Below are 20,706 nucleotides of genomic sequence, written 5' to 3'. Positions count from 1 at the left end.
GCTACCGCTGTTATCGATCTCCCACGGGGAGCCGGTGCTGACCCGACCGACTATGGCAGAGAATGTTATCGATGCCAATCCTCCGGGTCGGCAGGTTCGCGGCCCAGCGCCGTCCACAGGGCCAGCGGGGTGGCGGCCGCCCACGCCTGGGGCGAGCAGGAGTGCGGGTACGGGACCGGTGCGGCGGTCGCGGAGCGGTCGTAGCCGGCGAGGACCTCGGGCAGCCGGTGCCCGTGGTGGGCCGCCGCAGCGACGAGGCCCTCGGCGACGGTGCGCACCTCGGCCGTCATGCCCTGGCGGGCCAGTCCCAGGGCGATGACCGCGTTGTCGTGCGGCCAGGCGCTGCCCCGGTGGTAGGAGAGCGGGTGGTAGGGCCGCTGCCCGGCGGCGAGGGTGCGGATCGCCCAGCCGGAGAAGAAGTCCGGCTCCAGCAGCCGGCGCCCCACCCGGCGGGAGCGGTCCGCGTCGAGGATGCCGGACCACAGCAGGTGCCCGGCGTCCGAGGCCAGCGCGTCCACCTGGCGGCCGTGGCCGTCCAGGGCGAGGGCCGGGAAGTCCGCCCCGGGCATCCAGAAGTCCCTCGCGAAGCGGTCCCGCAGCCGGGCGGCCTCCTCGCGGAGCCGGTGCGCGTACGGCTCGTCCCCCCAGACGTGCAGGGCGAGCTCGGCCGTGCGCAGGAGTGCGTCGTAGGCGTAGCCCTGCGCCTCGCAGACGGCGATGGGGCCTTCGGCCTGGGTGCCGTCGCGGAAGCAGACGGCGCCCTCGGAGTCCTTCCAGTTCTGGTTGACCAGTCCGCCCGGGTCGGGGGTGTACACGAGGTAGCCGTGCTTCTCCAGGCCGCCGTCGGTAAACATCCAGTCGACGGCCCGCCGGGCGTGCCGTTCCAGGCGTACGGCCAGTGCGGGGTCGCCGGTCGCCTCGTGGTGGGCGCGGAGCAGGACGAGGAAGAGCGGGGTGGCGTCCACGGCGCCGTAGTACCGGCCGTAGGGCACCTGCCGGAAGTGGGCGAGTTCGCCGTGCCGGGTCTCGTGGACGATCCGGCCGGGCTGCTCACCGCTGAACGTGTCGTGGCGCTGCCCCTGGGTGGCGGCCAGCGCGCTCAGGACGGCCGCCGCCGTCGCGGGCCGGTACGGCAGCAGGAAGTACGAGGTCAGGAGGGAGTCCCGGCCGAAGAGGGTGAGGAACCACGGGATGCCGGCGGCGGGGACGTGGACCTCGTCGCCCTCGACGCCGGTGACCGGCACGGTCAGCAGGTCGATGTCGGCGAGGCCGCGCTCGACGGTGCGTGCCAGGTCGTCCGGGGCGGCCGCCGCCGGGCTTGCGTGCCGGGACGGACGCCGTTCGGCGGCTGAGGCGGAGGGGGTGGAGGCGGGCCGGGGACGTCCGTGCGGACGTGCGCGGACGGTCAGGTGCAGATCCGCCCGGCCGTGTCCGTCGAGCGGCAGGTGCCAGGTCAGCGTCCGGGCGGTGGCGGACGTCTCCGGACGCGGGGGTCCGGTGGTGTCCGGCGTGGGACGGCAGGTCAGTTCCGTCCGGGCGTGCCAGTCGTCGCGCCGATAGCCGAAGAGCAGCCCGTCGGCGGTGTCGCGGGTCTCGTACGCCGCGCCCGGCTTGGCGTAGTCGCGGTCGTCGGCGCGGAGTTCGAAGAGGTCGGCGAAGTCGGTGTCGACGGTGAGGGCCAGGTGGGCGGTCACCGGGTCGGGCCGGTTGCTGACCAGGCTCAGGTGCTCGGTGAGCGTGCCGGCGGTGACGCTCTGCCGCCGGAAGACGGTGTACGCGGGCGGGTGGTCCCGGGTGCCTTCGGGGGTCAGCACGCAGGCGGCGGTGTCGTCGGACTCCGCCGTGGCCGGTACCAGGGCGACGGGGGTGGTGCCGTCGACGGTCAGCCGCCAGCTGCTGAGGTGGCGGGCGTCCTGGAAGAACAGCCCGTCGGGTGTCGACCCGCGGGTACCGCTGATCTCACCGCCGGCGCCGAGCCGGACGAACGTGGCGTCGCGTACCAGTTGGACACGGTGGTCGGCCGCGGTCATGGCGTGCATTCCTTCGGGTCGGCGCTCAGCAGGTCGAGGGTGAGGGCGGCGGTCCAGGAGAAGTTCCGGGTGCCGCGGGCCGCTCCGGTGGAGGGGTCGACGTACTCGGCGAAGCCGGACTGTCCGGCCCGGGCCAGGAAGTCGGCGCGCAGGCGTTCGGCGTCCTGCTGGAGGCCGTGGGTGCGCAGTCCCCGCTCGACCAGCCAGGCGGTGTTGAACCAGGCCGGGCCGCGCCAGTACCGGGTGGGGTCGAAGGCGTGGCCGGTCAGGTCGTAGCTGGGGACCAGCCGGGTGGCCGGGGCACTGAAGCGCGGGCCGGTGAGCGTGGTGTGCAGGCGCCGGACGACGTCCGCGGGCAGGTGCGGGACGAGGAGCGGGATCAGGCCGCTGACGCTCCCTTCGTCGACCGGGGTGCCGGTGTGCAGGTCGCGCACCCGGAACAGCCCGGCCTCCTCGTCCCAGAGGCGGTCCACGAGCGCCCCGGTCAGCTGCGCGGCCCGCTCGGTGTGGCGCCGGGCGGGCAGGTCCAGTTCGCGGGCCATGGCGGCCAGGGCCAGTTCGCTCACGACCAGCAGCGCGTTGAAGCACGGGTCCTCCACCGCGAAGCGGTGCCGTACGACGCGGTCGTCGTAGCCGGCCTCGCGGTACTCGGTGGCCAGCCGGACGTACCGGCCGTAGTCGAGGTCGGTGGGCCGGTCGGCGGGGTGGCCGTGGTCGAGGTCGGCACGCCGGAAGCTGTCGGGCGGGCTGGGTTCGATCCGCTGGAGGGCCCGGTCCCAGCAGGGGCTGTTGTCCATGCCGGGTTCCCAGGGATGCACGACGGCCGCCAGTCCCCCGCCGCCCAGGTCGCGGCGGGTGAGGAGGTAGTCGTGCCAGGCGGCGAGCCGGGGCTGGACGCGGGCGAGGAAGCCGCGGCGCCGTGACTCCGCCGGGTCGGCCCGGTGCACGAGCCAGGCCGCCAGGGCGTGCACGGGCGGCTGGACGATGCCGGAGGTCTCGACCGCCGTGGGGGCGTCGGCGGTCCGGCCGGACTGCCAGAAGTCGGGGCTCGGGAAGTAGGCGTCGGCGGCCACCGCGGGGTTGAAGACGATGTGCGGGATGCGTCCGTCGGCCCACTGCGCGGCCAGCAGGGACTCCAGCTCGCGCTGGGCGCGGCGCACCGAGAGGTGGCGCAGTCCGATCGCGATGAAGGCGCTGTCCCAGCTCCACTGGTGCGGGTAGAGCGTGCGGGAGGGGACGGTGGAGGCGCCGGTCCAGTTGTCGATGAGGACCCGCGCCGCGCCGCGCCGCAGGGTCAGGTCTGCGGGCGCGGCGGGCGCGGGCCGGTCCAGGAGGTTCGGGGCGGTCCTCACGCGCCGGACCTCTTGAGGAAGGCGGGGACGGAGCGCACGGCCTCGGCCGGGTCGCCGGTCAGCCGGCATTCCAGGGCGAGGTGTCCGTCGTAGCCGATGGTGTGCAGGGCGCCGAGCCAGGCGGGCCAGTCGAGGTGTCCGGCGCCGGGCTGGAAGCGGTTGGAGTCGGAGACCTGGGCGTGGCCGATGACGTCGGCGTGGGCGAGGATCGCGGCCGCGGGGTCGGTCTCCTCGATGTTCATGTGGTAGCTGTCGATGCCGATCCGGACCGAATCCAGGCCGATGGCGCGGATCAGGTCGGCGGCCTGGTCGAGCCGGTTGACCATGTGGTCCTCGTAGCGGTTGAGCGGCTCCAGGAAGAGCGTGACGCCTTCCTTGCGGGCGTGCTCGCCGAGTTCGGCCAGTCCGTCCAGGAGCACCTCGCGGTCCTCCATCTCGGTGCGCGGCGGCTCGAAGGGGGGCAGCCGGCGGGAGAACATGCCGTACGAGGCGGGGGTCTGGGCGCCGACGCCGCCGATCTCGGCGATGACGGTGAGCTGGGACTTCATCTGGGCGACGGCGTCGCGGCGCAGGTCCTCGTCGAAGGCGCCGAGGAAGTGCAGCATGTCGACGCAGACGGTGGGCATGACCACGCCGTCCTTGCGGGCCTGCCGGAGTTCGTCGCGGCGGGCGGCGAACCTGAGGTCGCCCTTGCCGCGCAGTTCGATCGCGTCGTAACCGGCCTGCTGGGCGAAGTCCCATTTGGCCTGCAGGGTGTCTCCGGGCAGGAGCTGTTCCTGGACGGCGGTCTTGAGCATGAGGGGCCTTTCGGAAGTGTCGGTGACGGCCGGTCCCGGGGACCCGGTCCCCGGGGTCGGGCTCAGAACTCCAGGACGACCTGCAGCGCCTCGGCGGGCCGCTCGTCCAGCAGTACGTAGGCGTCGGCGGCGTCGGCGACGGGGACCACGTGGCTGACCAGCGCGTCGACGTCCACCTGGCCCTCGGCGACCAGGCGCAGGAAGGTCCGCTGGAGCCGCTCGACCGTCCAGCGGTTCGACAGCTGCGGGGGTACACCGCCGATCTGGGAGCAGATCAGCTGGACCCGGTTGTGGTGGAACTCGTCGCCGAGGCGCAGGCCGATGCCGTCGCCCTGGTAGAAGCCGGAGGCCACCACCCGCCCGCCGGCGGCGACCGAGCGCAGCGCCTCATGCAGGGCCGGATAGGCGCCGCTGATCTCGATGGCGAGGTCGGCGCCGAGCCCGCCGGTGGCCTCGCGGACGCGTTCGGCGACCGCGTCCGTGCGGGCGTTGAGCGTGTCGTGGGCGCCGAAGTGCCGTGCGGTCTCCAGCCGGCCGTCGAGGGCGTCCACCGCGGTGACGCGGGCGCCGCTGAGCTGCGCCAGCCGGGTCGTGAGCAGGCCGATGACGCCCTGGCCGAACACGGTGACGTCCTCGCCGAGGTGGATGTCCCCGGCCAGCACGGCGTTGTACGCGATGGCGCCGACCCGGGCGAAGGCCCCGGCCAGCGGCTCCAGCCCGGACGGCAGGGTGTGGCCGATCATCCGCTCGGCGGGGACGATGCCCTCGCTGCGGTGCCCCCAGATGCCCCAGACCAGGTCGCCGGCGACCGGCATGCCCGCGGTGCCGACCAGCTCCGGGGAGACCTCGACGACCTCGCCGACCTCGGAGTAGCCCCAGCCGGCCACCGGGTACTCGATGCCGGGCGCGCCGTCGCGGAAGAGCCGCGCCTCGGGGTCCCAGGTACGGGTCAGGTACGGGTTGGTGCCGCGGTAGGCGGTGAGTTCGGTTCCGGCCGAGATGCCCGAGTAGCGGGTGCGCACCCGCAGGTGGCCGGGCGGCAGGTCGGCCCGGACGTGCTCGGCCACCTCCACCTGTCGGGGGCCGGTGAACTGGACGACGCGCTCCGGGGAGGACGCGGGCGACACGGATGACACGGGTGGCTCCGGAAGGGTTGCTGATTGCGGTTGCGTCGACAATATCCGCAACTTATGTCTTGTCAACAAGCAAAAGTGATGCTGTGATGCGTGACGAGCAGACGAAAGCCGGAACGAGGACACTCAATGCGCATCAGGACCCTGCGGTCGAGGACGACCGCAGTCGGCGTCACGGCAACCCTGGGGGTCGGGCTGCTCTCGGGCTGCGCGGGCAGCACCGGGCCCGGCAAGCCGGACCGTGAGATCACGGTCTGGACCCAGGAGAACCTCCCCGACCGCGTCGCCGCGACGCAGAAGGTCGTGGACGCGTTCGAGAAGAAGACCGGGATCGAGGTCCATCTCGTCGGGGTCGACGAGGGGCAGATGCCTCAGCTGATCATGTCGGCCGCGGCCTCGGGCACGCTGCCCGACGTCATCGGCGCGGCCCCCATGGGCCAGGTGTGGCAGATGTACAGCAACGGGCTGCTGAACACCGACATCCCCCGGCAGATCGTCGGCGAGCTGGGCCGGGACACCTTCAACGCCAACGCGCTGGAGCTGACCTCCGACGGCTCCACCAGTCTGGGGGTGCCCTCCGACGCGTGGCTCCAGCTGCTGGTCTACCGCAAGGACGAGTTCGGGAAGAAGGCGCTGGCCGCCCCCGACACGTACGCGAAGACGCTCGCCGCCGCCGAGGCGCTGACCACCAAGGGCCACGACGGCATCTCGGCGGCCACCGACCCGAGCGACGTCTTCACCTCGCAGAGCTTCGAGAGCGTCGCCCTCGCCAACGACTGCCAACTCGTGGACGAGGGGCACGAGGTCGCCCTCGACTCGCCGCGGTGCGAGACCGCCTTCCGCACGTACGACCGCCTGGCCCGGGAGTACGGCGCGCCGGGCACCCAGACCGTGGACTCCACCCGCGCCACCTACTTCGCCGGGCAGTCCTCCATGGTCATCTGGTCCTCCTTCCTGCTGGACGAACTCGCCGGCCTGCGCAAGGACGCCCTGCCCAGTTGCCCCCAGTGCGCGAAGGACCCGCAGTACCTGTCGGACAACAGCGGCATCGTCACCGCGATGCAGGGCCCCGACGCGAAGGACGCGGCGCAGTTCGGCGAGATCACGTCCTGGGTCACCACCAAGACGGCCGAGACCGCCGCCTCCCGCGAGTTCATCGAGTACATGATGGGCACCGGCTACGAGTCCTGGTTCGGCATGGCACCCGAGGGCAAGATCCCGGTGCGCAAGGGCACCGCCGCCGATCCCGACCGCTACCTCGACGCCTGGCGCTCCAGCGACATCGGGGTCGACACCCGCAAGCCCCTCGACGAGGTCTTCCCCGAGAGCCTGCTCGACCAGCTCGCCGACGGCGTCAGCAACATGCGCCGCTGGGGCATCACCCAGGGCGAGGGCGCCCTGGTCGGCGCCACCAACGGCGAACTGCCCGTGCCGAAGGCCATCGGCGCCATGACCAGCGGCCAGAGCTCGCCGTCCGAAGCGGCACGCGAGGCCGACGAAGAGGTCGCCGCCCTGAAGAAGTCCCTGCAGTAGCCGCCCGCCTGCACGTCACTAAGGTCCCTCATGACAACAGCCCCAGCCGGCGCGCCGCAGCGCCGGGACACCGACCCCCGGTCCACGGACCGGTCCGCCTCCCCGGGCCGCCGTCCGCTGACCGCCAGCCGGCGCGCCAACCGCGCAGGCCTCGCGTTCGTCTCCCCCACCTTCGTCGTGGTCCTCGTGGTGGTCGTCCTGCCCATCGCGTGGACCGTGCTGCTCGCCTTCCAGAAGGCCAAGCTCGTCGACATCCAGGACATGGGCCTGTTCGGCAACTGGTCCCTGGACAACTTCGCGCAGGTCTTCGACTCGGCCGGCTTCTGGTCCAGCCTGTGGACCACGCTGCTGTACACGGCGGGCTCCACGCTCGGCTCCGTCGCCCTCGGCCTGGTCGCGGCGCTGGCGCTGCGCAAACCCTTCAAGGGGCGCGGCCTGCTGCGCGCGGCGATGCTGCTGCCGTACGTAGCGCCCGTCGTGGCCGTGGCCTTCGTGTGGGAGGTCGCGCTCAGCCCGCAGTACGGCGTGGTCAACGACTGGGGCCGGCGCCTGTTCGGCTGGGACGACCCCGTCGCCTTCCTGTCGACGCGTGAGTACGAGGTCCATCTGCTGGGCCTGCACTTCGACATCCCGCTGGCCCTGCTGACGGTCATCGTCTTCGAGTGCTGGCGGTACTTCCCCTTCGCCTTCCTCTTCATCCTGGCGCGGCTCCAGGCGGTCCCGGACACCCTGGAGGAGGCCGCGCTGGTCGACGGCGCGACCCTGACCCAGCGGTTCCGGCACGTCCTGCTGCCCCAGTTGATGCCGGTGATCGCGCTGCTGTGCGTGCTGCGGTTCATCATGACCTTCAACAAGTTCGACGACGTGTACCTGCTCACCGGGGGCGGCGCGGGCACCGACGTCGCCGCCGTGCGCGTCTACGACTTCCTGACCGCGCGCTACGACGTGGGCGCCGCGGCCGCCCAGGCACTCACCCTGGCCGTCGTGCTGATGATCCTGCTCGGCCTCTACTTCAAGTTCTTCGGCAACAAGGTCCAGGAGGAAGCGTGACGCGCAAGGTGGCCCTGAGCCGGGCCCAGTTCGAGGAGCGGTTCTTCGGCGTGCTGCGCTGGTTCGTCATCGCGTTCCTCGCAGTGATCACCGTGATCCCCTTCTACTACATGGTGCTGCTGTCGCTGAAGCCCATCGACGCGCTCCTGCTCGACCCGGGCTCCCTGTGGATCTCGGCCAAGGACTTCACCTTCTCCACCTACCAGGACGTGCTCCGCTCGACCGACGCGGGCGGCCAGGGCTTCCTGAAGTTCCTGCTCAACTCCGCACTGGTCTCCCTCGGCACGGTGGTGCTGACCCTGGTGGCCGCCGTGCCCGGCGCGTACGCCGTCAGTCGGCTGAAGTTCTTCGGCCACCGGCAGGTCAGCGCGCTCTTCCTGGCCGTGTACATGTTCCCGGCGACGCTGCTGGCCGTGCCCCTCTTCGTCATCTTCGCGAAGATCGGTCTCTCCTCCAGCCTGGTCGGTCTGGCCATCGTCTACGTGGCGCAGACGGTGCCGGTGTCGATCTACATGCTGAAGAACTACCTGGTCACCATCCCGGCCTCCATCGAGGAGGCGGCGGCGCTCGACGGGGCCTCCCGGCTGCAGACCGTGCGCAAGGTGATCCTGCCGCTGGCGCTGCCCTCCCTGATGGCGACCGGCCTGTACGTGTTCATGATCGCCTGGAACGAGTTCCTCTTCGCGCTGCTCTTCCTGGCCGCCGACCCCGACAAGTGGACGGTCTCCCTGGGCCTCGCGCAGCTCTCCAACGGCATCGAGGTGCCGAAGACCGTCCTGATGGCCGGTTCCGTGGTGCTGACGATCCCCGTGGTACTTCTGTTCTTCGCCGCCGAACGGCTCCTCACCGAGGGTCTGACCAGCGGTGCCGACAAGAGTTGAGCCGTGGGGGGATTCCATGATGACGTCAGGTCAGGCCAGCGCGGGCGCGCTGCTGCAGCTGATCCGCAGCGGGCGCGCCAACACCCGCGCCGACCTCCAGCACGCCACCGGGCTCTCCAGGTCGACGGTCGGACAGCGTCTCGACCTGCTCAACCGCGCCGGGTGGCTGCGGCACAGCACGGGTGAGTCCACCGGTGGGCGCCCGTCCCACCGGATCGCCTTCGACCCGACCCACGCCTCGGTCGTCGCCTTCGACCTGGAGACCCGGCACGCCCGCGCCGCCGTCGTCGACCTGTCGGGCGCCATCCTGGCCGAGCACACCGGCCCGATGGACATCAGCGCGGGACCCGAGCACGTGCTGGACGGGCTGGCCGAGTGGTTCCCGGACCTGATCGCGGCGGCCGGGGTCCCGGCGTCCCACGTGGCGGGCGTCGGGCTGTCCGTGCCCGGCCCCGTCGACTGGGAGTCGGGGCGGGTGATCGAGCCGCCCATCATGCCGGGCTGGGACCGCTACCCCATCCGGGAGCGGCTCCAGAAGGCGTACGCGGCACGGATGGGGCTGGGGCCGCAGGCCGACGCCGTCCCGGTGCTCGTGGACAACGACGCGAACCTCATGGCGCTGGCGGAGCACCAGGCGGACCACCGCGACTGCTCGTCGTTCGTCCTGCTGAAGGTCTCCACCGGCATCGGCGCGGGCGTCGTCATCGGCGGCAGCCTCTACCGGGGCATCGACGGCGGCGCGGGCGACATCGGGCACATCCGGCTGCACGACCGGTCCGACGCGCTGTGCATGTGCGGTTCCCACGGCTGCCTCGCGGCCGTGGCCAGTGGACGGGCGATCGCCAAGGAGCTGTCCGCGCTGGGCCTGGACACCGCCTCGGGACGGGACGTCCGGCGCCTGCTCAACGAGGGCCACCCCGACGCCGTCCGACTGGCCCGGGAGGCCGGACGACGGGTGGGCGAGGTCCTGGTCACCGTCGTGACCCTGCTGAACCCCGGTGTGCTCATGATCGCCGGTGAGCTGTCCGGCGTGCCCTTCCTCACCGGGGTCCGCGAGTTGGTCTACCAGCGCGCGATGCCCCGGGCCACGGCCAACCTCCAGGTGGTCACCTCGCGACTCGGCGACCACGCCGGGCTCATCGGGGCCGCCGCCATGGTCGTGGAACACCTCTACTCCCCCGCGGGCGCCGACGCCCGGCTCGAACGCCTCGCGCCGTGACGACGCCGACGCCGCACGTAAGCACCGAGTCCCACCCGATGACGCACCAGAACAGGAACACCGTGACCGCTGCCCCCGCCCCTTGGACCGACCGGCCCGTCGAGGTCGGGCTCGTGGGCGCCGGCCCCTGGGCCCGGGCCATGCACGCCCGGGTGCTGGCCGCCGGACCCGAGACCCGGCTCACCGCGGTCTGGGCCCGCCGCACGGAGGCCGCCCGCGAGACCGCCGCACCCTACGCCGCCCATGTCGCCGCCGGGTTCGAGGAGCTGCTGGACCACTGCGAGGCCGTGGCCTTCGCCGTGCCGCCCGCCGTCCAGGCCGAGCTGGCGCCGCTGGCGGCGAAGCGGGGCAAGGCGCTGCTGCTGGAGAAGCCGCTCGGCCCCGACCTGTGCGCGGCCCGCAGGGTGGCCGACGCGGTCACCGAGGCCGGTGTGGTCTCCCAACTCGTGCTGACCAAGCGCTACCACCCCTCCACCCGGGCCTTCCTGGCGGCGGCGCGCACCTTCGAGGCGGCCGGCGCCCGCTCCTGCTACCTCCACGGCGCCTTCCTGGGCGGGGACTTCGCCACCGGCTGGCGCCTCGAACACGGAGCCCTGCTGGACCTCGGACCCCACCTGCTCGACCTGCTGGACGCCTCGGTGGGCCCCATCACCGGCATCCGCGCCACCGGCGACCCGCGCCGCTGGGTGGAGCTGACCTGCGAGCACGAGAACGGAGCCGTCAGCCAGGCCTCCCTGTCGGGCTCCGTTGCCGTCCCGCGCGCGCTCACCCGGGTCGAACTCTTCGGCCCGGAGCACCCGCTGGTCTACGACACGGCCGGCATCGACCACGAGGAGTGCTGGCCCGTCCTGCGCCACGACTTCGCGACGGCCGTCCGCACCGGCACGCCCACGGCGGTCGACGCACGGCGCGGCCTGTACCTGCAGGGCCTGATCGACCGGGCGACCCGCGACTGAGGGACGGCCGGGCGGGCTTCGGGTCGGCGCGGGTCCGCCCGGCGGCGAGGTCGCCGGGCGGTGCGGGCGGGGCACGGGCACGTCCCGGGACTCAGCGCTCCGTTCGGGCCGGGGTCCGGAAGACGGCGAGCCGCAGGACGACGAAGCGCACCACCGTGACGGCGACCGAGGTGGCGGTGAGGACCGCGGTCTCGGCGGCGGGTGAGGCACCGGGCTCGGCGTGTGTGAACCACAGGACGGCGCCGGACGTGGCGGTGTAGCCGAGCAGGAACAGCCCGCCCGCTCCCAGGTGGGCGCGGACCGGGCCGGCGGCGGCGTGCCGGAACGTCAGGCGCCGGTTGGCCTCGGTGTTGAGCACCGTGAGGACCAGCAGGGAGACCAGGTTGGCGGCGACCGGGGGCCACCACTGACGCAGCACCCAGTACAGAAGCGCCTGCCCGGCCGTCGACGCGACACCGATCGCGACGAACCAGCCGACCTCCCGGGACCACACCCCGGTGCGCCGGACGCCCGGAGCACCGTCCGGCTCGGCGGGCGACGACTCCTTCAGCCGAGCCACACGTCCCGCCCCCGCCCAGCTCACCGACCGTCCATCCTGGTCCCGCAGCCTACTACGCCGCCACCGTGAGACACTTTGCCCTGCCTTTGCCTTTCGGGAACCCTGTGGCTTCCGGGGGCGTTCAAGCTGGTGGCCGCGAGAGTACGGCGGCCGGGATCAAGTCGGATACGCAGCAGCAACAGAAGCCGAGGTGGCACGAGTGGCGATGTGGGACAAGATCAAGGACCAGGCCAAGACCTTCCAGCAGTCCCAGGGCACTCGGGGAGCGAGCGGGCCCGGGCACGGACCGCAGGGGCACCAGGGGCAGCAGGTGCCCGGCCGGTCGGGCTCGTCCTCCGGCGGCTCCAAGGCCCAGTTGATCGGGCTGTTCAAGACCCAGCTGGCCTCGGTCAAGACCGAGCTCAAGAGCGGCGCCTACCGGGACGCCAGCATGGCCATGTGCGCGCTGGTCGCCGCGGCCGACGGTCAGGTGGAGCCGGCCGAGCGGCAGCGCGTGGAAGAGCTGATCGTCTCCAACGAGGTGTTGCAGAACTTCCCCGCGGACCAGCTCCGCCAGCGGTTCAACCAGCACGTGGACCGGCTCGTCGCCAACTTCGAGCTGGGCAAGACCGAGGCGCTGCAGGTCATCGCCAAGGCCGCCAAGAAGCCCGCGGAGGCCCGCGCGGTCATCCAGACCGGCATGGTCATCGCCGGCGCCGACGGGGTCTTCGAGCCGTCCGAGCAGTACGTGATCCGCGAGGCCTGCACGGCCCTGGGCGTGTCGCCCTCGGAGTTCGGCGTCTGAGCCCGGACGGCCTCGCCGTCCGCGGACGGGAAAGCGTTTGACGGCCGTCGGCGTCGGGGGATCGGATGGCGCCCATGACTTCTGGGCAGCTCCGTCCTGGTTCGCTCCTCGTGGACGGCCGTCTCGTACGGCGCCTGCTCGCACGGCAGTTCCCGCGATGGTCTGACCTGCCGATCGAGCGCTTCCCGTCGGGCGGCACGGTCAACACGATGTACCGGCTGGGCCACGACATGGTCGTGCGGCTGCCGCTGGTCGAGGGCGGTGCCGGGGACGTGGCGGCGGAGCGGGAGTGGCTGCCCCGGCTGTCGCCCCTGCTGCCCGCCGCCGTTCCCGAGGTGCTCGGAGCGGGTGAGCCCGGCGAGGGGTACCCGTGGCCGTGGTCCGTGTACCGCTGGCTGCCCGGTGAGCTCCCCGAGGCCGGAGCGCTCACCGACCCCGCCCTGCTGGCCGGGGATCTGGCCGCCTTCGTACGGGCGATGCGGGCCCTCACCCTGCCGGGCGCGCCCGGCGCCCATCGCGGCGGCCCGCTCGCCACGCTCGACGAGGAGACCCGGGCCGGGATCGAGGGACTGCGCGGCCTCCCGGAGGAGGGCGTCGACTGCGACGCCCTGCTCGCCGTGTGGGAGGACGCGCTGCGGGCCCCGGAGTGGGCCGGACCGCCGGTCTGGCTGCACGCCGACCTGATGCCGGGCAATCTGCTGGTGACCGGCGGCAGGCTGTCCGCGGTGATCGACTTCGGCTGCATGGGCGTGGGCGACCCGGCCTGCGACCTCTTCCCGGCCTGGAACCTGCTGCCGGCCGGGGCGCGCGAGGTCTTCCGCGAGTCCCTCGGCGTGGACGAGGCGACCTGGCGGCGCGGCCGGGCCCGGACCCTCTCCCAGGCCGTCATCGCCCTCCCGTACTACCGGGACACCAACCCCGCGATGGCCGGCAACGCCCGGCACGTCGTGCGGGAGGTGCTCGCGGAGACATCCTGAGCGGGGGCACTTCCCGGAGCGCGATCCCCACACCGTCGATCCTGCTCCGGGCCCGTTCCCGCGCCGCGGTCATGGCGGGCCGGCGCGGGCCCCCGGCCGTGGGCGTACGCGCGAGGCGTACGGCGCGGGGCGGTAGTGGGGGTCGTGGACCGTCGGGTCGTCGATGGCGCGCGGGGTCAGGACGGGGAGGGAGACCCGGCCGGTGAGGTCGCTGTCGTAGGAGAGGTCACGCCGCGCGGTGCCGTCGCGGAACGTGAAGGGCCGCAATCCCTTCGGCAACCGGGGCGTCCGCTCCACGGGTTCCCACGACGACAAGGCGCTGCGTGCGCTGCGCGGGCCCTTGACGCCCCATTGGTCTCTACCTATCGTCACCGAGCAGTCGAGCGTTCAGAACACAACTCAACGTTCACATAGACGAACGAATGGACCCCCCACATGTCCTCTGCTTCCCGACCTCGCCACCGCAGATCCCGCGCCGTCGTCCTCGCGAGCCTCACCGCCGCGCTGGTCGGCACCCTCCTCGCGGGCCCCGGGGCGTCCGCTCCCCGGGCCGAGGCCGCTCCCGCCGCGTTCACCCACCCGGGTGTCACCGTCTCCCGGAACCAACTCGACTTCGTCCGCGCCAAGGTCGCCGTCGGCGCCCAGCCCTGGAAGGGTGCCTTCGACCGGATGACGGCGAGCAGGTACGCCGACCCGAACCGCGTTCCGAAGCCGCGGGCGGTGGTGGAGTGCGGCTCCTACTCGAACCCGAACAACGGCTGCACCGACGAGCGCGAGGACGCGATCGCGGCCTACACCAACGCCCTGGCCTGGTACATGACCCGTGAGGACCGGTACGCGCGCAAGGCCATCGAGCTGATGGACGCCTGGTCCGCCGTGATCAGGGACCACACCAACAGCAACGCGCCCCTGCAGACCGGGTGGGCCGGCTCCTCCTGGCCCAGGGCGGCGGAGATCATCAAGCACGCGTACCCGGGCTCATGGGCGGGCTCCGGCCGCTTCGCCACCATGCTCCGGGACGTCTACCTGCCCGAGGTCGTCAACGGCTCGAACTCCAACGGCAACTGGGAACTCACGATGATGGAGGCGGCCGTCGGCATCTCCGTCTTCCTGGAGGACAAGGCCTCCTACGACAAGGCGATGGCCAGGTTCCGCACCCGTACGGCCGCCTACGTGTACCTGGCCTCCGACGGGGCCCTGCCGAAGACGGTGCCGAGCCAGAACCTGGACACCAGGGACAAGATCGTCAAGTACTGGCAGGGCCAGACCACCTTCGTCACCGGCCTCACCCAGGAGACCTGCCGGGACTTCACCCACACCGGATACGGCATCTCCTCCATCGCGCACATCGCCGAGACCAGCCGCATCCAGGGGCAGGACCTCTACGGCACCGACGTGGGCGAGCGGCTGCGGCACGCCCTCGGCTTCCAGGCGACGTACGAACAGGGGGCGGCCGTGCCCGACTGGCTGTGCGGGGGCTCGGTCCACCTCGGCCTCGGGCCGGTCACCGAGGTCGGCTACAACGCCCTGCACCACCGCCTCGGCTTCGCCATGACCAACACCCAGGCGCTCACCGAGCGCACCCGCCCGTCCGGCACGAACAACCTCTTCGTCGCCTGGGAGACCCTGACCCACGGCGACAACCCGGCCTGAGCCAGCCGCCGCCGGAGTGCCGCCGCCTCAGCTGTCGTAGTCCACGGCCAGCTTCTCGGAGACGGGGTACGACTGGCAGGTCAGGACGTAGCCGGCGTCGACCTCGGCCGCTTCGAGGGCGAAGTTGCGGCGCATGTCCGCACGGCCGTCCGTGACCAGGGCCCGGCAGGTGCCGCAGACGCCGCCCTTGCAGGCGAAGGGGAGGTCGGGCCTGGTCTGCTGGGCCCCGTCCAGGATGGTCCGCTCCCGGGACAGGGAGGAGGTCGTGGAACGGCCGTCCAGGGTGATGACGACCTCGCTGACGGGCCCCTGCGGGCCGGCCTCCTCGTGGCGCACCTCCCGCACGGGCTCGTCCTCGGCGAAGAACAGCTCGCGGTGGACGCGTTCCGCCGGGACGCCGAGGCCTGCCAGGACCTGCTGGGCGTCGGCGACCATGCCCTGCGGACCGCACAGCCACCAGTGGTCCGCACGCTCCACGTCCACCAGCGCGTCCACGAGCGCCGCGAGCCGCTCGGCGTCGAGGCGGCCGGAGAGCACCTCGGCCTCGCGGGGTTCGCGGGAGAGCACGTGGGCGAGCTGGAAGCGGGCCGGGTGGAGGTCCTTGAGGTCGGCCAGTTCGTCGGCGAACATCACCGTGTCGGTGCGGCGGTTGCCGTAGAACAGCGTGACGGCCGAGCGGTCGTCGGCGGCCAGCACCGACTCGGCGATGGACACCATGGGCGTGATGCCCGAGCCGGCCGCGATCAGCACATGGTGACCCGGCGTGGTCAGGTCGGGCGTGAAGAAGCCGGTGGGGGCCATCACCTCGACCGTATCGCCCGGACGCACCCCGTCCACCAGCCACGACGAGAACAGGCCACCGGGCACGACGCGGACACCGATCCGCGGGAGCGCACCGGCCGGTGCGCAGATGGAGTACGAGCGGCGCTCGTCCCGGCCGTCGATCTCGCGCCGCAGGGTGAGCGACTGACCGGGCGAGAAGGCGAACTCCCCGGCCAGCTCGTCCGGGATCTCGAAGCTGACGGCCACCGCGTCGGCGCACAGCCGCTCGACGGCGGCGACCCGCAGACGGTGGAAGGCCGGACGGCGGCGGATGCGCGCCGGCGGCGCCGAGGCGGGGGCGGTCGGGGCCATCAGATCTCCTTGACGTACTCGAACGGCTCACGGCAGGCACGGCAGCGCCACAGCGCCTTGCAGGACGTGGCGGCGAAGCGGGAGGTCTCCTCGGTGTCCGCCGAGCCGCACCGGGGGCAGGGCACCACGGGCCGGGTGGGCGAGAGCACCAGGGGGACCGGGCCGCGAGGTGCGGCGCCGGGTGGGGCGATGCCGTGTGCGGTCAGCTTGCGGCGGCCGGACTCGGTGATCCAGTCACTGGTCCAGGGCGGGTCGAGGACCGTACGGATCTCCACGCGCGCGTACCCCGCCTCCCGCAGCCGCGCGGCGACGTCCGCCCGCATCTCGGCCATGGCCGGGCACCCGGAGTAGGTCGGGGTCAGGCTCGCCACCACGGTGCCGTCGCCGGTCACCTCGACGGCGCGCAGCACGCCGAGGTCCGCCAGGGTCAGCATGGGCAGCTCCGGGTCGGGGACCCGTTCGGCGACGCGCCGGGCCCGGCGGGCGTCCAGGGGGGCGGTCACCATGTCGCCTCCGGGTGGGCGCGGGCGACGCCCTGCAACTCCGCGAGGAGCGGCGCGAGGTGTTCGGTGTGCTCACCGGCGCGGCCCGATCCGGGCAGCGGCCGGTACACCGGCACGGGCAGTCCGGCCGCCTCGGTGACCTGGCGCAGCACGTCGGCGACCTCGTCCCGGGCGTCGTACGCCGTGTGCAGCTCGCCGAGGTAGGGGGCGACCCGCTCCAGCGCCTCGCGCATCCTGCGGTGCGACTCGTCCGTGCCGTCGCCGAGGCGCACGGCCCACTCGGCCGCGTACTGCCGGTGGTACGTCAGTTCCTTGACGCCCTTGGCCGCGACCGCCGCGAGGACCGGGTCGGGATGGGACGCCAGCCGCTGGAAGTGGGCGAGGCGCCAGCTGGAGAGGACCAGCAGCCGCACGACGGCGAAGGCGAAGTCGCCGCCGGGCAGTTCGGCCAGGGTGACGTTGCGGAAGTCGGTGGCGTCCCGGAAGTAGGCGTAGGCGTCCTCGTCCCGGCCGGTGCCGTCGACCTGACCCGCCCGCGAGTAGAGCAGGCGGGCCTGGCCGAGCAGGTCGAGGCCGATGTTGGCCAGCGCCACCTCCTCCTCCAGCTCCGGCGCCCGGGCGACCCACTCGGCGAGCCGCTGGGCCGAGACCAGGGCGTCGTCGGCGAGCGCCACGCACTCGGCGGCCAGTTCGCCCGCGTCGACGCCCTCGGGCACGGTGGTGTCGACGCCGTGCAGCGGGTCCTCGAAGCCGGTGCCGTAGGCCCAGCGGGTGTCGTCCTCGTGCCCCTCGGCCAGGCTCAGGTAGACGTGGTCGTCACTCATGCCCTGCTCCTAGATGTGGGGGACGTCTTCGGGGATGTCGTAGAAGGTCGGATGGCGGTACACCTTGTCCGCGCTGGGGGCGAAGAAGGGGTCCTTCTCGTCGCGGGTGGAGGCGGCGATGTGCTCGGAGCGCACGACCCAGATGCTCACGCCCTCGTTGCGCCGGGTGTACAGGTCGCGGGCGTGGGTGAGGGCCATCGCGTCGTCCGCGGCGTGCAGCGAGCCGACGTGGACGTGGTTGAGGCCCCGCTTGCCGCGCACGAACACCTCGTAGAGCGGCCAGCCCTGCTTGTCGGAGGTCATGCCGCCGTTCCCTTCCGCGCGCGGGCGGCCTGCTTGGCGGCGTGGGCGGTGGCCGCCTCGCGCACCCAGGCGCCCTCCTCGTGGGCGGTCCGCCGCCGCTCCATCCGCTGCTCGTTGCACGGGCCGTCGCCCTTGATGACGCGCATCAGCTCGTCCCAGTCCGGGGTGCCGAAGTCGTGGTGCCCGGTCTCCTCGTTCCAGCGCAGCTCCGGGTCGGGCAGGGTGACGCCGAGCTTCTCGGCCTGCGGGACGGTCATGTCGACGAAGCGGCGGCGCAGCTCGTCGTTGCTGTGCCGTTTGATCTTCCAGGCCATCGACCGCGCCGAGTTGGGCGAGGCGTCGTCGGGCGGGCCGAACATCATCAGGGAGGGCCACCACCAGCGGTTCACGGCGTCCTGGACCATGTCGCGCTGGGCGTCGGTGCCGCGCATCATCGTCATCAGCAGCTCGTAGCCCTGTCGCTGGTGGAAGGACTCCTCCTTGCAGATGCGCACCATCGCGCGCGCGTAGGGCCCGTAGGAGCTGCGGCACAGCGGTACCTGGTTGCAGATCGCCGCGCCGTCCACGAACCAGCCGATCACGCCGACGTCCGCGAAGCTCAGCGTCGGGTAGTTGAAGATCGACGAGTACTTCTGGCGCCCCTCGATCAGCCGCTCGGTGAGGTCGTCGCGGTCCGCGCCGAGGGTCTCGGCCGCCGAGTAGAGGTAGAGCCCGTGGCCGGCCTCGTCCTGGACCTTGGCGAACAGGATCGCCTTGCGGCGCAGGGACGGCGCCCGCGTGATCCACTCGCCCTCCGGCTGCATGCCGATGATCTCCGAGTGCGCGTGCTGGGCGATCTGCCGGATCAGCGTCTTCCGGTAGCCGTCCGGCATCCAGTCGCGCGGCTCGACCCGCTGGTCGTGCGCGATCGTCGCGTCGAAGTGCTCCTGCAGCCCCGGTGGGGGCGGCGCCTCGGCGGCGTGTGTCGTGGTCATCGTCACCAGCTTCCCAACCGACCATTCGTTCGGTATCAGTGTGACGCCTTTCCGGGCGCCGGGCAAGACCCCGGCACGCCCGGCGCGCGCACCCTTGACAGCGCCGTCCCGCGCCTGGATTACTGGGCCGAGCGAGGAGCGGACCGAATGGTCGGTCGGGAAACGAGGTGGTGGGAAGGTGTCGCGGACCACTGAGCCGGCGCCCACGGAGACCATGTTCGCCGCGGACGAGGCGTCCCGGGGGCTGGGCATCGAACTGGTCGAGCACGGCGCGGGCACCGCCGTGCTCCGCATGACCGTGACCCCGGCGATGGTGAACGGACACGGGATCGCCCACGGCGGCTACCTGTTCCTGCTGGCCGACACCGCCTTCGCGTGCGCGTGCAACAGCCACGGCCCGGTGACCGTGGCGGCGGGCGCCGACATCGTGTTCGTCGCGCCGGCCCGCGAGGGCGACGTGCTCGTGGCGCGCGCCGAGGAACGGGCCCGGTTCGGCCGCAGCGGCGTGTACGACGTGAGCGTACGGCGCGACGGCGAAGTGATCGCGGAGTTCCGCGGACGCAGCCGCAGCGTCCGCGACGGCACGGCGCGCGAGACGCCGGACACGACGACGAAGGAGTCGCGATGAGCAGCGAGCCGACGACCGGAGCGGCTCCGGCACCCCGCCGGGGCGAGCCCCTCCCCCGCCACCTGCTGGACGACGCCGAGCGCCTGTCCCGGGAGCAGCTCCAGGAGCTCCAGCTCGACCGGCTGCGCACGACGCTGCGGCACGCGTACGAGAACGTGGAGCTGTACCGGAGGAAGTTCGACGCCGCCGGGGTGAAGCCCGACGACTGCCGCAGCCTGGCGGACCTGTCCCGGTTCCCCTTCACCACCAAGGCCGACCTGCGGGACACCTACCCCTTCGGCATGTTCGCCGTCCCGATGGCCGACGTGCGGCGCGTCCACGCCTCCAGCGGCACCACCGGCCGCCCCACCGTCGTCGGGTACACCGACCGCGACCTGTCCATGTGGGCGGACGTCGTCGCCCGCTCCCTGCGCGCGGCGGGCGCCCGGCCCGGCCACAAGGTGCACGTCTCCTACGGCTACGGCCTGTTCACCGGCGGCCTCGGCGCCCACTACGGCGCCGAACGCGCCGGGTGCACCGTGATCCCGGCCTCCGGCGGCATGACGGCGCGGCAGGTGCAGATCATCCAGGACTTCCGGCCCGAGATCATCATGGTCACCCCGTCCTACATGCTCACCCTGCTCGACGAGTTCGAACGGCAGGGCGTCGACCCGCGCTCCACCTCCCTGGAGGTCGGCGTCTTCGGCGCCGAGCCGTGGACCGAGGAGATGCGCCGGGAGATCGAGGAGCGCACGGGCATCCACGCCGTGGACATATACGGCCTGTCGGAGGTGATCGGCCCGGGCGTGGCGCAGGAGTGCGTGGAGACCAAGGACGGGCTGCACGTGTGGGAGGACCACTTCTATCCGGAGGTGGTCGACCCGCTCACGGACGCCGTGCTGGGCGAGGGCGAGGAGGGCGAGGTCGTCTTCACCTCCCTCACCAAGGAGGCGCTGCCGGTCGTCCGCTACCGCACGCGCGACCTGTCCCGGCTGCTGCCGGGCACCGCCCGGCCCGCCTTCCGCCGGATGCAGAAGGTGACCGGCCGCTGCGACGACATGATCATCCTGCGCGGGGTCAACGTCTTCCCCACCCAGATCGAGGAGATCGTGCTGCGCACGCCCGGCGTCTCCCCGCATTTCCAGATCCGGCTCACCGCGCAGGGCCGCATGGACCACATGGTGGTGCGGGTCGAGGCCCGCCCCGACGCGGGGCCGGAGCGGCGGGAGGCCGCCGCCAGGGCGATCGGCCAGGGCGTCAAGGACGGTGTGGGAGTCACGGTGGAGGTGGAGATCGTCGAGCCGGAGACGCTGGAGCGCTCCCTCGGCAAGCTCCGCCGGGTCAGGGACCTGCGCGGTACCTGAGCGCCGCACGGGGCGAAACGTGAGCACGGACACGTCCGTTCGCCCCTCGTGCTGGTGTGCGCGGTGACACGGG

20 protein-coding genes and 1 pseudogene are annotated in these 20,706 nt (G+C 72.5%); 10 read left to right on the top strand and 11 right to left on the bottom strand.

Annotation, left to right across the window (positions count from 1 at the left end; all coding sequences use genetic code 11):
* Window positions 1-65: 65 nt before the first annotated feature.
* From ACGF5T_RS26450 to ACGF5T_RS26435, 4 genes are all read right to left on the bottom strand, one after another.
* Complete coding sequence (locus tag ACGF5T_RS26450) at window positions 66-2,030, bottom strand: glycogen debranching N-terminal domain-containing protein (RefSeq protein ID WP_356609758.1); 1,965 nt, start codon at window positions 2,028-2,030, stop codon at window positions 66-68.
* On the bottom strand, window positions 2,027-3,451 hold the full coding sequence (locus tag ACGF5T_RS26445; RefSeq protein ID WP_392889403.1) for a trehalase family glycosidase: 1,425 nt from the start codon (window positions 3,449-3,451) through the stop codon (window positions 2,027-2,029). Before ACGF5T_RS26445 ends, ACGF5T_RS26450 begins: the two co-directional genes overlap by 4 nt.
* Window positions 3,379-4,179 carry a sugar phosphate isomerase/epimerase family protein gene (locus ACGF5T_RS26440; protein WP_366767364.1) on the bottom strand — a complete coding sequence of 267 codons (801 nt, stop codon included), beginning with the start codon at window positions 4,177-4,179 and terminating at the stop codon, window positions 3,379-3,381. The genes ACGF5T_RS26445 and ACGF5T_RS26440 overlap by 73 nt, the downstream gene beginning before the upstream one ends.
* 62 nt (window positions 4,180-4,241) lie before the next feature.
* Window positions 4,242-5,315, bottom strand: coding sequence for a zinc-binding alcohol dehydrogenase (locus ACGF5T_RS26435; RefSeq protein WP_361015282.1), 1,074 nt, complete (start codon window positions 5,313-5,315; stop codon window positions 4,242-4,244).
* A gap of 126 nt (window positions 5,316-5,441) precedes the next feature.
* Between ACGF5T_RS26435 and ACGF5T_RS26430 the strand changes: the two genes are divergently transcribed.
* Genes ACGF5T_RS26430 through ACGF5T_RS26410 form a run of 5 tightly spaced genes read left to right on the top strand, consistent with a single transcriptional unit; the run spans window position 5,442 to window position 10,951 of the window.
* Window positions 5,442-6,845: an extracellular solute-binding protein gene (locus ACGF5T_RS26430; RefSeq protein ID WP_366767365.1), complete on the top strand. Its 1,404-nt coding sequence runs from the start codon at window positions 5,442-5,444 to the stop codon at window positions 6,843-6,845.
* 30 nt (window positions 6,846-6,875) lie between these two features.
* The gene (locus tag ACGF5T_RS26425; RefSeq protein WP_356609748.1) at window positions 6,876-7,895 is read left to right on the top strand and encodes a sugar ABC transporter permease; all 1,020 of its coding nucleotides are present in this window, start codon (window positions 6,876-6,878) and stop codon (window positions 7,893-7,895) included.
* Window positions 7,892-8,776: a carbohydrate ABC transporter permease gene (locus ACGF5T_RS26420; RefSeq protein WP_356609746.1), complete on the top strand. Its 885-nt coding sequence runs from the start codon at window positions 7,892-7,894 to the stop codon at window positions 8,774-8,776. Before ACGF5T_RS26425 ends, ACGF5T_RS26420 begins: the two co-directional genes overlap by 4 nt.
* A 19-nt stretch (window positions 8,777-8,795) precedes the next feature.
* Window positions 8,796-9,995, top strand: a complete 1,200-nt coding sequence (locus tag ACGF5T_RS26415; protein WP_366767426.1) for an ROK family protein — start codon at window positions 8,796-8,798, stop codon at window positions 9,993-9,995.
* Between the two features lie 38 nt (window positions 9,996-10,033).
* Window positions 10,034-10,951, top strand: a complete 918-nt coding sequence (locus tag ACGF5T_RS26410) for a Gfo/Idh/MocA family protein (protein ID WP_392889397.1) — start codon at window positions 10,034-10,036, stop codon at window positions 10,949-10,951.
* Window positions 10,952-11,042: 91 nt separating this feature from the next.
* Here ACGF5T_RS26410 and ACGF5T_RS26405 read toward each other — a convergent pair whose 3' ends face one another.
* Window positions 11,043-11,510 (bottom strand): GtrA family protein, encoded by a 468-nt coding sequence (locus ACGF5T_RS26405; RefSeq protein ID WP_356609742.1) that lies wholly within the window; start codon window positions 11,508-11,510, stop codon window positions 11,043-11,045.
* A gap of 199 nt (window positions 11,511-11,709) precedes the next feature.
* Between ACGF5T_RS26405 and ACGF5T_RS26400 the strand changes: the two genes are divergently transcribed.
* A complete protein-coding gene (locus ACGF5T_RS26400; protein WP_356609828.1) occupies window positions 11,710-12,294 on the top strand; it encodes a TerB family tellurite resistance protein in 585 nt (194 codons plus the stop codon).
* A 74-nt stretch (window positions 12,295-12,368) separates the two neighbouring features.
* Window positions 12,369-13,271 carry an aminoglycoside phosphotransferase family protein gene (locus tag ACGF5T_RS26395; RefSeq protein WP_366767367.1) on the top strand — a complete coding sequence of 301 codons (903 nt, stop codon included), beginning with the start codon at window positions 12,369-12,371 and terminating at the stop codon, window positions 13,269-13,271.
* A 19-nt stretch (window positions 13,272-13,290) separates the two neighbouring features.
* Here the strand turns inward: ACGF5T_RS26395 and ACGF5T_RS26390 are convergent.
* Window positions 13,291-13,517 (bottom strand): annotated as a pseudogene (locus ACGF5T_RS26390) (hypothetical protein); the annotation flags it as partial.
* 189 nt (window positions 13,518-13,706) lie between these two features.
* Between ACGF5T_RS26390 and ACGF5T_RS26385 the strand changes: the two are divergent.
* Window positions 13,707-14,924 carry an alginate lyase family protein gene (locus tag ACGF5T_RS26385; RefSeq protein WP_366767368.1) on the top strand — a complete coding sequence of 406 codons (1,218 nt, stop codon included), beginning with the start codon at window positions 13,707-13,709 and terminating at the stop codon, window positions 14,922-14,924.
* A 27-nt stretch (window positions 14,925-14,951) separates the two neighbouring features.
* Here the strand turns inward: ACGF5T_RS26385 and paaE are convergent, their stop codons facing one another.
* From paaE to paaA, 5 genes are read right to left on the bottom strand one after another with little or no spacing between them, the layout of a single operon-like run.
* On the bottom strand, window positions 14,952-16,058 hold the full coding sequence (gene paaE, locus ACGF5T_RS26380) for a 1,2-phenylacetyl-CoA epoxidase subunit PaaE (protein ID WP_361015295.1): 1,107 nt from the start codon (window positions 16,056-16,058) through the stop codon (window positions 14,952-14,954).
* Window positions 16,058-16,564, bottom strand: coding sequence for a 1,2-phenylacetyl-CoA epoxidase subunit PaaD (paaD, locus tag ACGF5T_RS26375; protein WP_361015297.1), 507 nt, complete (start codon window positions 16,562-16,564; stop codon window positions 16,058-16,060). Before paaD ends, paaE begins: the two co-directional genes overlap by 1 nt.
* Complete coding sequence (paaC, locus tag ACGF5T_RS26370) at window positions 16,558-17,385, bottom strand: 1,2-phenylacetyl-CoA epoxidase subunit PaaC (RefSeq protein ID WP_366767369.1); 828 nt, start codon at window positions 17,383-17,385, stop codon at window positions 16,558-16,560. The genes paaD and paaC overlap by 7 nt, the downstream gene beginning before the upstream one ends.
* 9 nt (window positions 17,386-17,394) lie before the next feature.
* On the bottom strand, window positions 17,395-17,688 hold the full coding sequence (paaB, locus tag ACGF5T_RS26365; RefSeq protein WP_356609716.1) for a 1,2-phenylacetyl-CoA epoxidase subunit PaaB: 294 nt from the start codon (window positions 17,686-17,688) through the stop codon (window positions 17,395-17,397).
* Entirely contained in the window at window positions 17,685-18,662 is a 978-nt protein-coding gene (gene paaA / locus ACGF5T_RS26360; RefSeq protein WP_356609714.1) for a 1,2-phenylacetyl-CoA epoxidase subunit PaaA, read from the bottom strand. The genes paaB and paaA overlap by 4 nt, the downstream gene beginning before the upstream one ends.
* 214 nt (window positions 18,663-18,876) lie before the next feature.
* On the opposite strand from paaA, the gene paaI reads away from it, so the two are divergent.
* On the top strand, window positions 18,877-19,290 hold the full coding sequence (gene paaI / locus ACGF5T_RS26355) for a hydroxyphenylacetyl-CoA thioesterase PaaI (RefSeq protein WP_361015318.1): 414 nt from the start codon (window positions 18,877-18,879) through the stop codon (window positions 19,288-19,290).
* The gene (paaK, locus tag ACGF5T_RS26350; protein ID WP_366767370.1) at window positions 19,287-20,633 is read left to right on the top strand and encodes a phenylacetate--CoA ligase PaaK; all 1,347 of its coding nucleotides are present in this window, start codon (window positions 19,287-19,289) and stop codon (window positions 20,631-20,633) included. Before paaI ends, paaK begins: the two co-directional genes overlap by 4 nt.
* Window positions 20,634-20,706: the final 73 nt, after the last annotated feature.

The organism is Streptomyces sp. NPDC047853 (assembly GCF_043204535.1).
GTDB lineage: Bacteria > Actinomycetota > Actinomycetes > Streptomycetales > Streptomycetaceae > Streptomyces.
Note: the sequence above shows the minus strand (reverse complement) of the source record. Positions and strands in the feature narration are given on the sequence as shown.

What these genes read in the sequence shown, in the direction of transcription:
- ACGF5T_RS26450 (WP_356609758.1), bottom strand. Translation starts at nt 2,030, where the DNA reads ATGACCGCGGCCGACCACCGTGTCCAACTGGTACGCGACGCCACGTTC.
- ACGF5T_RS26445 (WP_392889403.1), bottom strand. Translation starts at nt 3,451, where the DNA reads ATGCCGGCTGACCGGCGACCCGGCCGAGGCCGTGCGCTCCGTCCCCGC.
- ACGF5T_RS26440 (WP_366767364.1), bottom strand. Translation starts at nt 4,179, where the DNA reads ATGCTCAAGACCGCCGTCCAGGAACAGCTCCTGCCCGGAGACACCCTG.
- ACGF5T_RS26430 (WP_366767365.1), top strand. Translation starts at nt 5,442, where the DNA reads ATGCGCATCAGGACCCTGCGGTCGAGGACGACCGCAGTCGGCGTCACG.
- ACGF5T_RS26425 (WP_356609748.1), top strand. Translation starts at nt 6,876, where the DNA reads ATGACAACAGCCCCAGCCGGCGCGCCGCAGCGCCGGGACACCGACCCC.
- ACGF5T_RS26415 (WP_366767426.1), top strand. Translation starts at nt 8,796, where the DNA reads ATGACGTCAGGTCAGGCCAGCGCGGGCGCGCTGCTGCAGCTGATCCGC.
- ACGF5T_RS26410 (WP_392889397.1), top strand. Translation starts at nt 10,034, where the DNA reads ATGACGCACCAGAACAGGAACACCGTGACCGCTGCCCCCGCCCCTTGG.
- ACGF5T_RS26395 (WP_366767367.1), top strand. Translation starts at nt 12,369, where the DNA reads ATGACTTCTGGGCAGCTCCGTCCTGGTTCGCTCCTCGTGGACGGCCGT.
- ACGF5T_RS26385 (WP_366767368.1), top strand. Translation starts at nt 13,707, where the DNA reads ATGTCCTCTGCTTCCCGACCTCGCCACCGCAGATCCCGCGCCGTCGTC.
- paaE (WP_361015295.1), bottom strand. Translation starts at nt 16,058, where the DNA reads ATGGCCCCGACCGCCCCCGCCTCGGCGCCGCCGGCGCGCATCCGCCGC.
- paaD (WP_361015297.1), bottom strand. Translation starts at nt 16,564, where the DNA reads ATGGTGACCGCCCCCCTGGACGCCCGCCGGGCCCGGCGCGTCGCCGAA.
- paaC (WP_366767369.1), bottom strand. Translation starts at nt 17,385, where the DNA reads ATGAGTGACGACCACGTCTACCTGAGCCTGGCCGAGGGGCACGAGGAC.
- paaB (WP_356609716.1), bottom strand. Translation starts at nt 17,688, where the DNA reads ATGACCTCCGACAAGCAGGGCTGGCCGCTCTACGAGGTGTTCGTGCGC.
- paaA (WP_356609714.1), bottom strand. Translation starts at nt 18,662, where the DNA reads ATGACCACGACACACGCCGCCGAGGCGCCGCCCCCACCGGGGCTGCAG.
- paaI (WP_361015318.1), top strand. Translation starts at nt 18,877, where the DNA reads ATGTTCGCCGCGGACGAGGCGTCCCGGGGGCTGGGCATCGAACTGGTC.
- paaK (WP_366767370.1), top strand. Translation starts at nt 19,287, where the DNA reads ATGAGCAGCGAGCCGACGACCGGAGCGGCTCCGGCACCCCGCCGGGGC.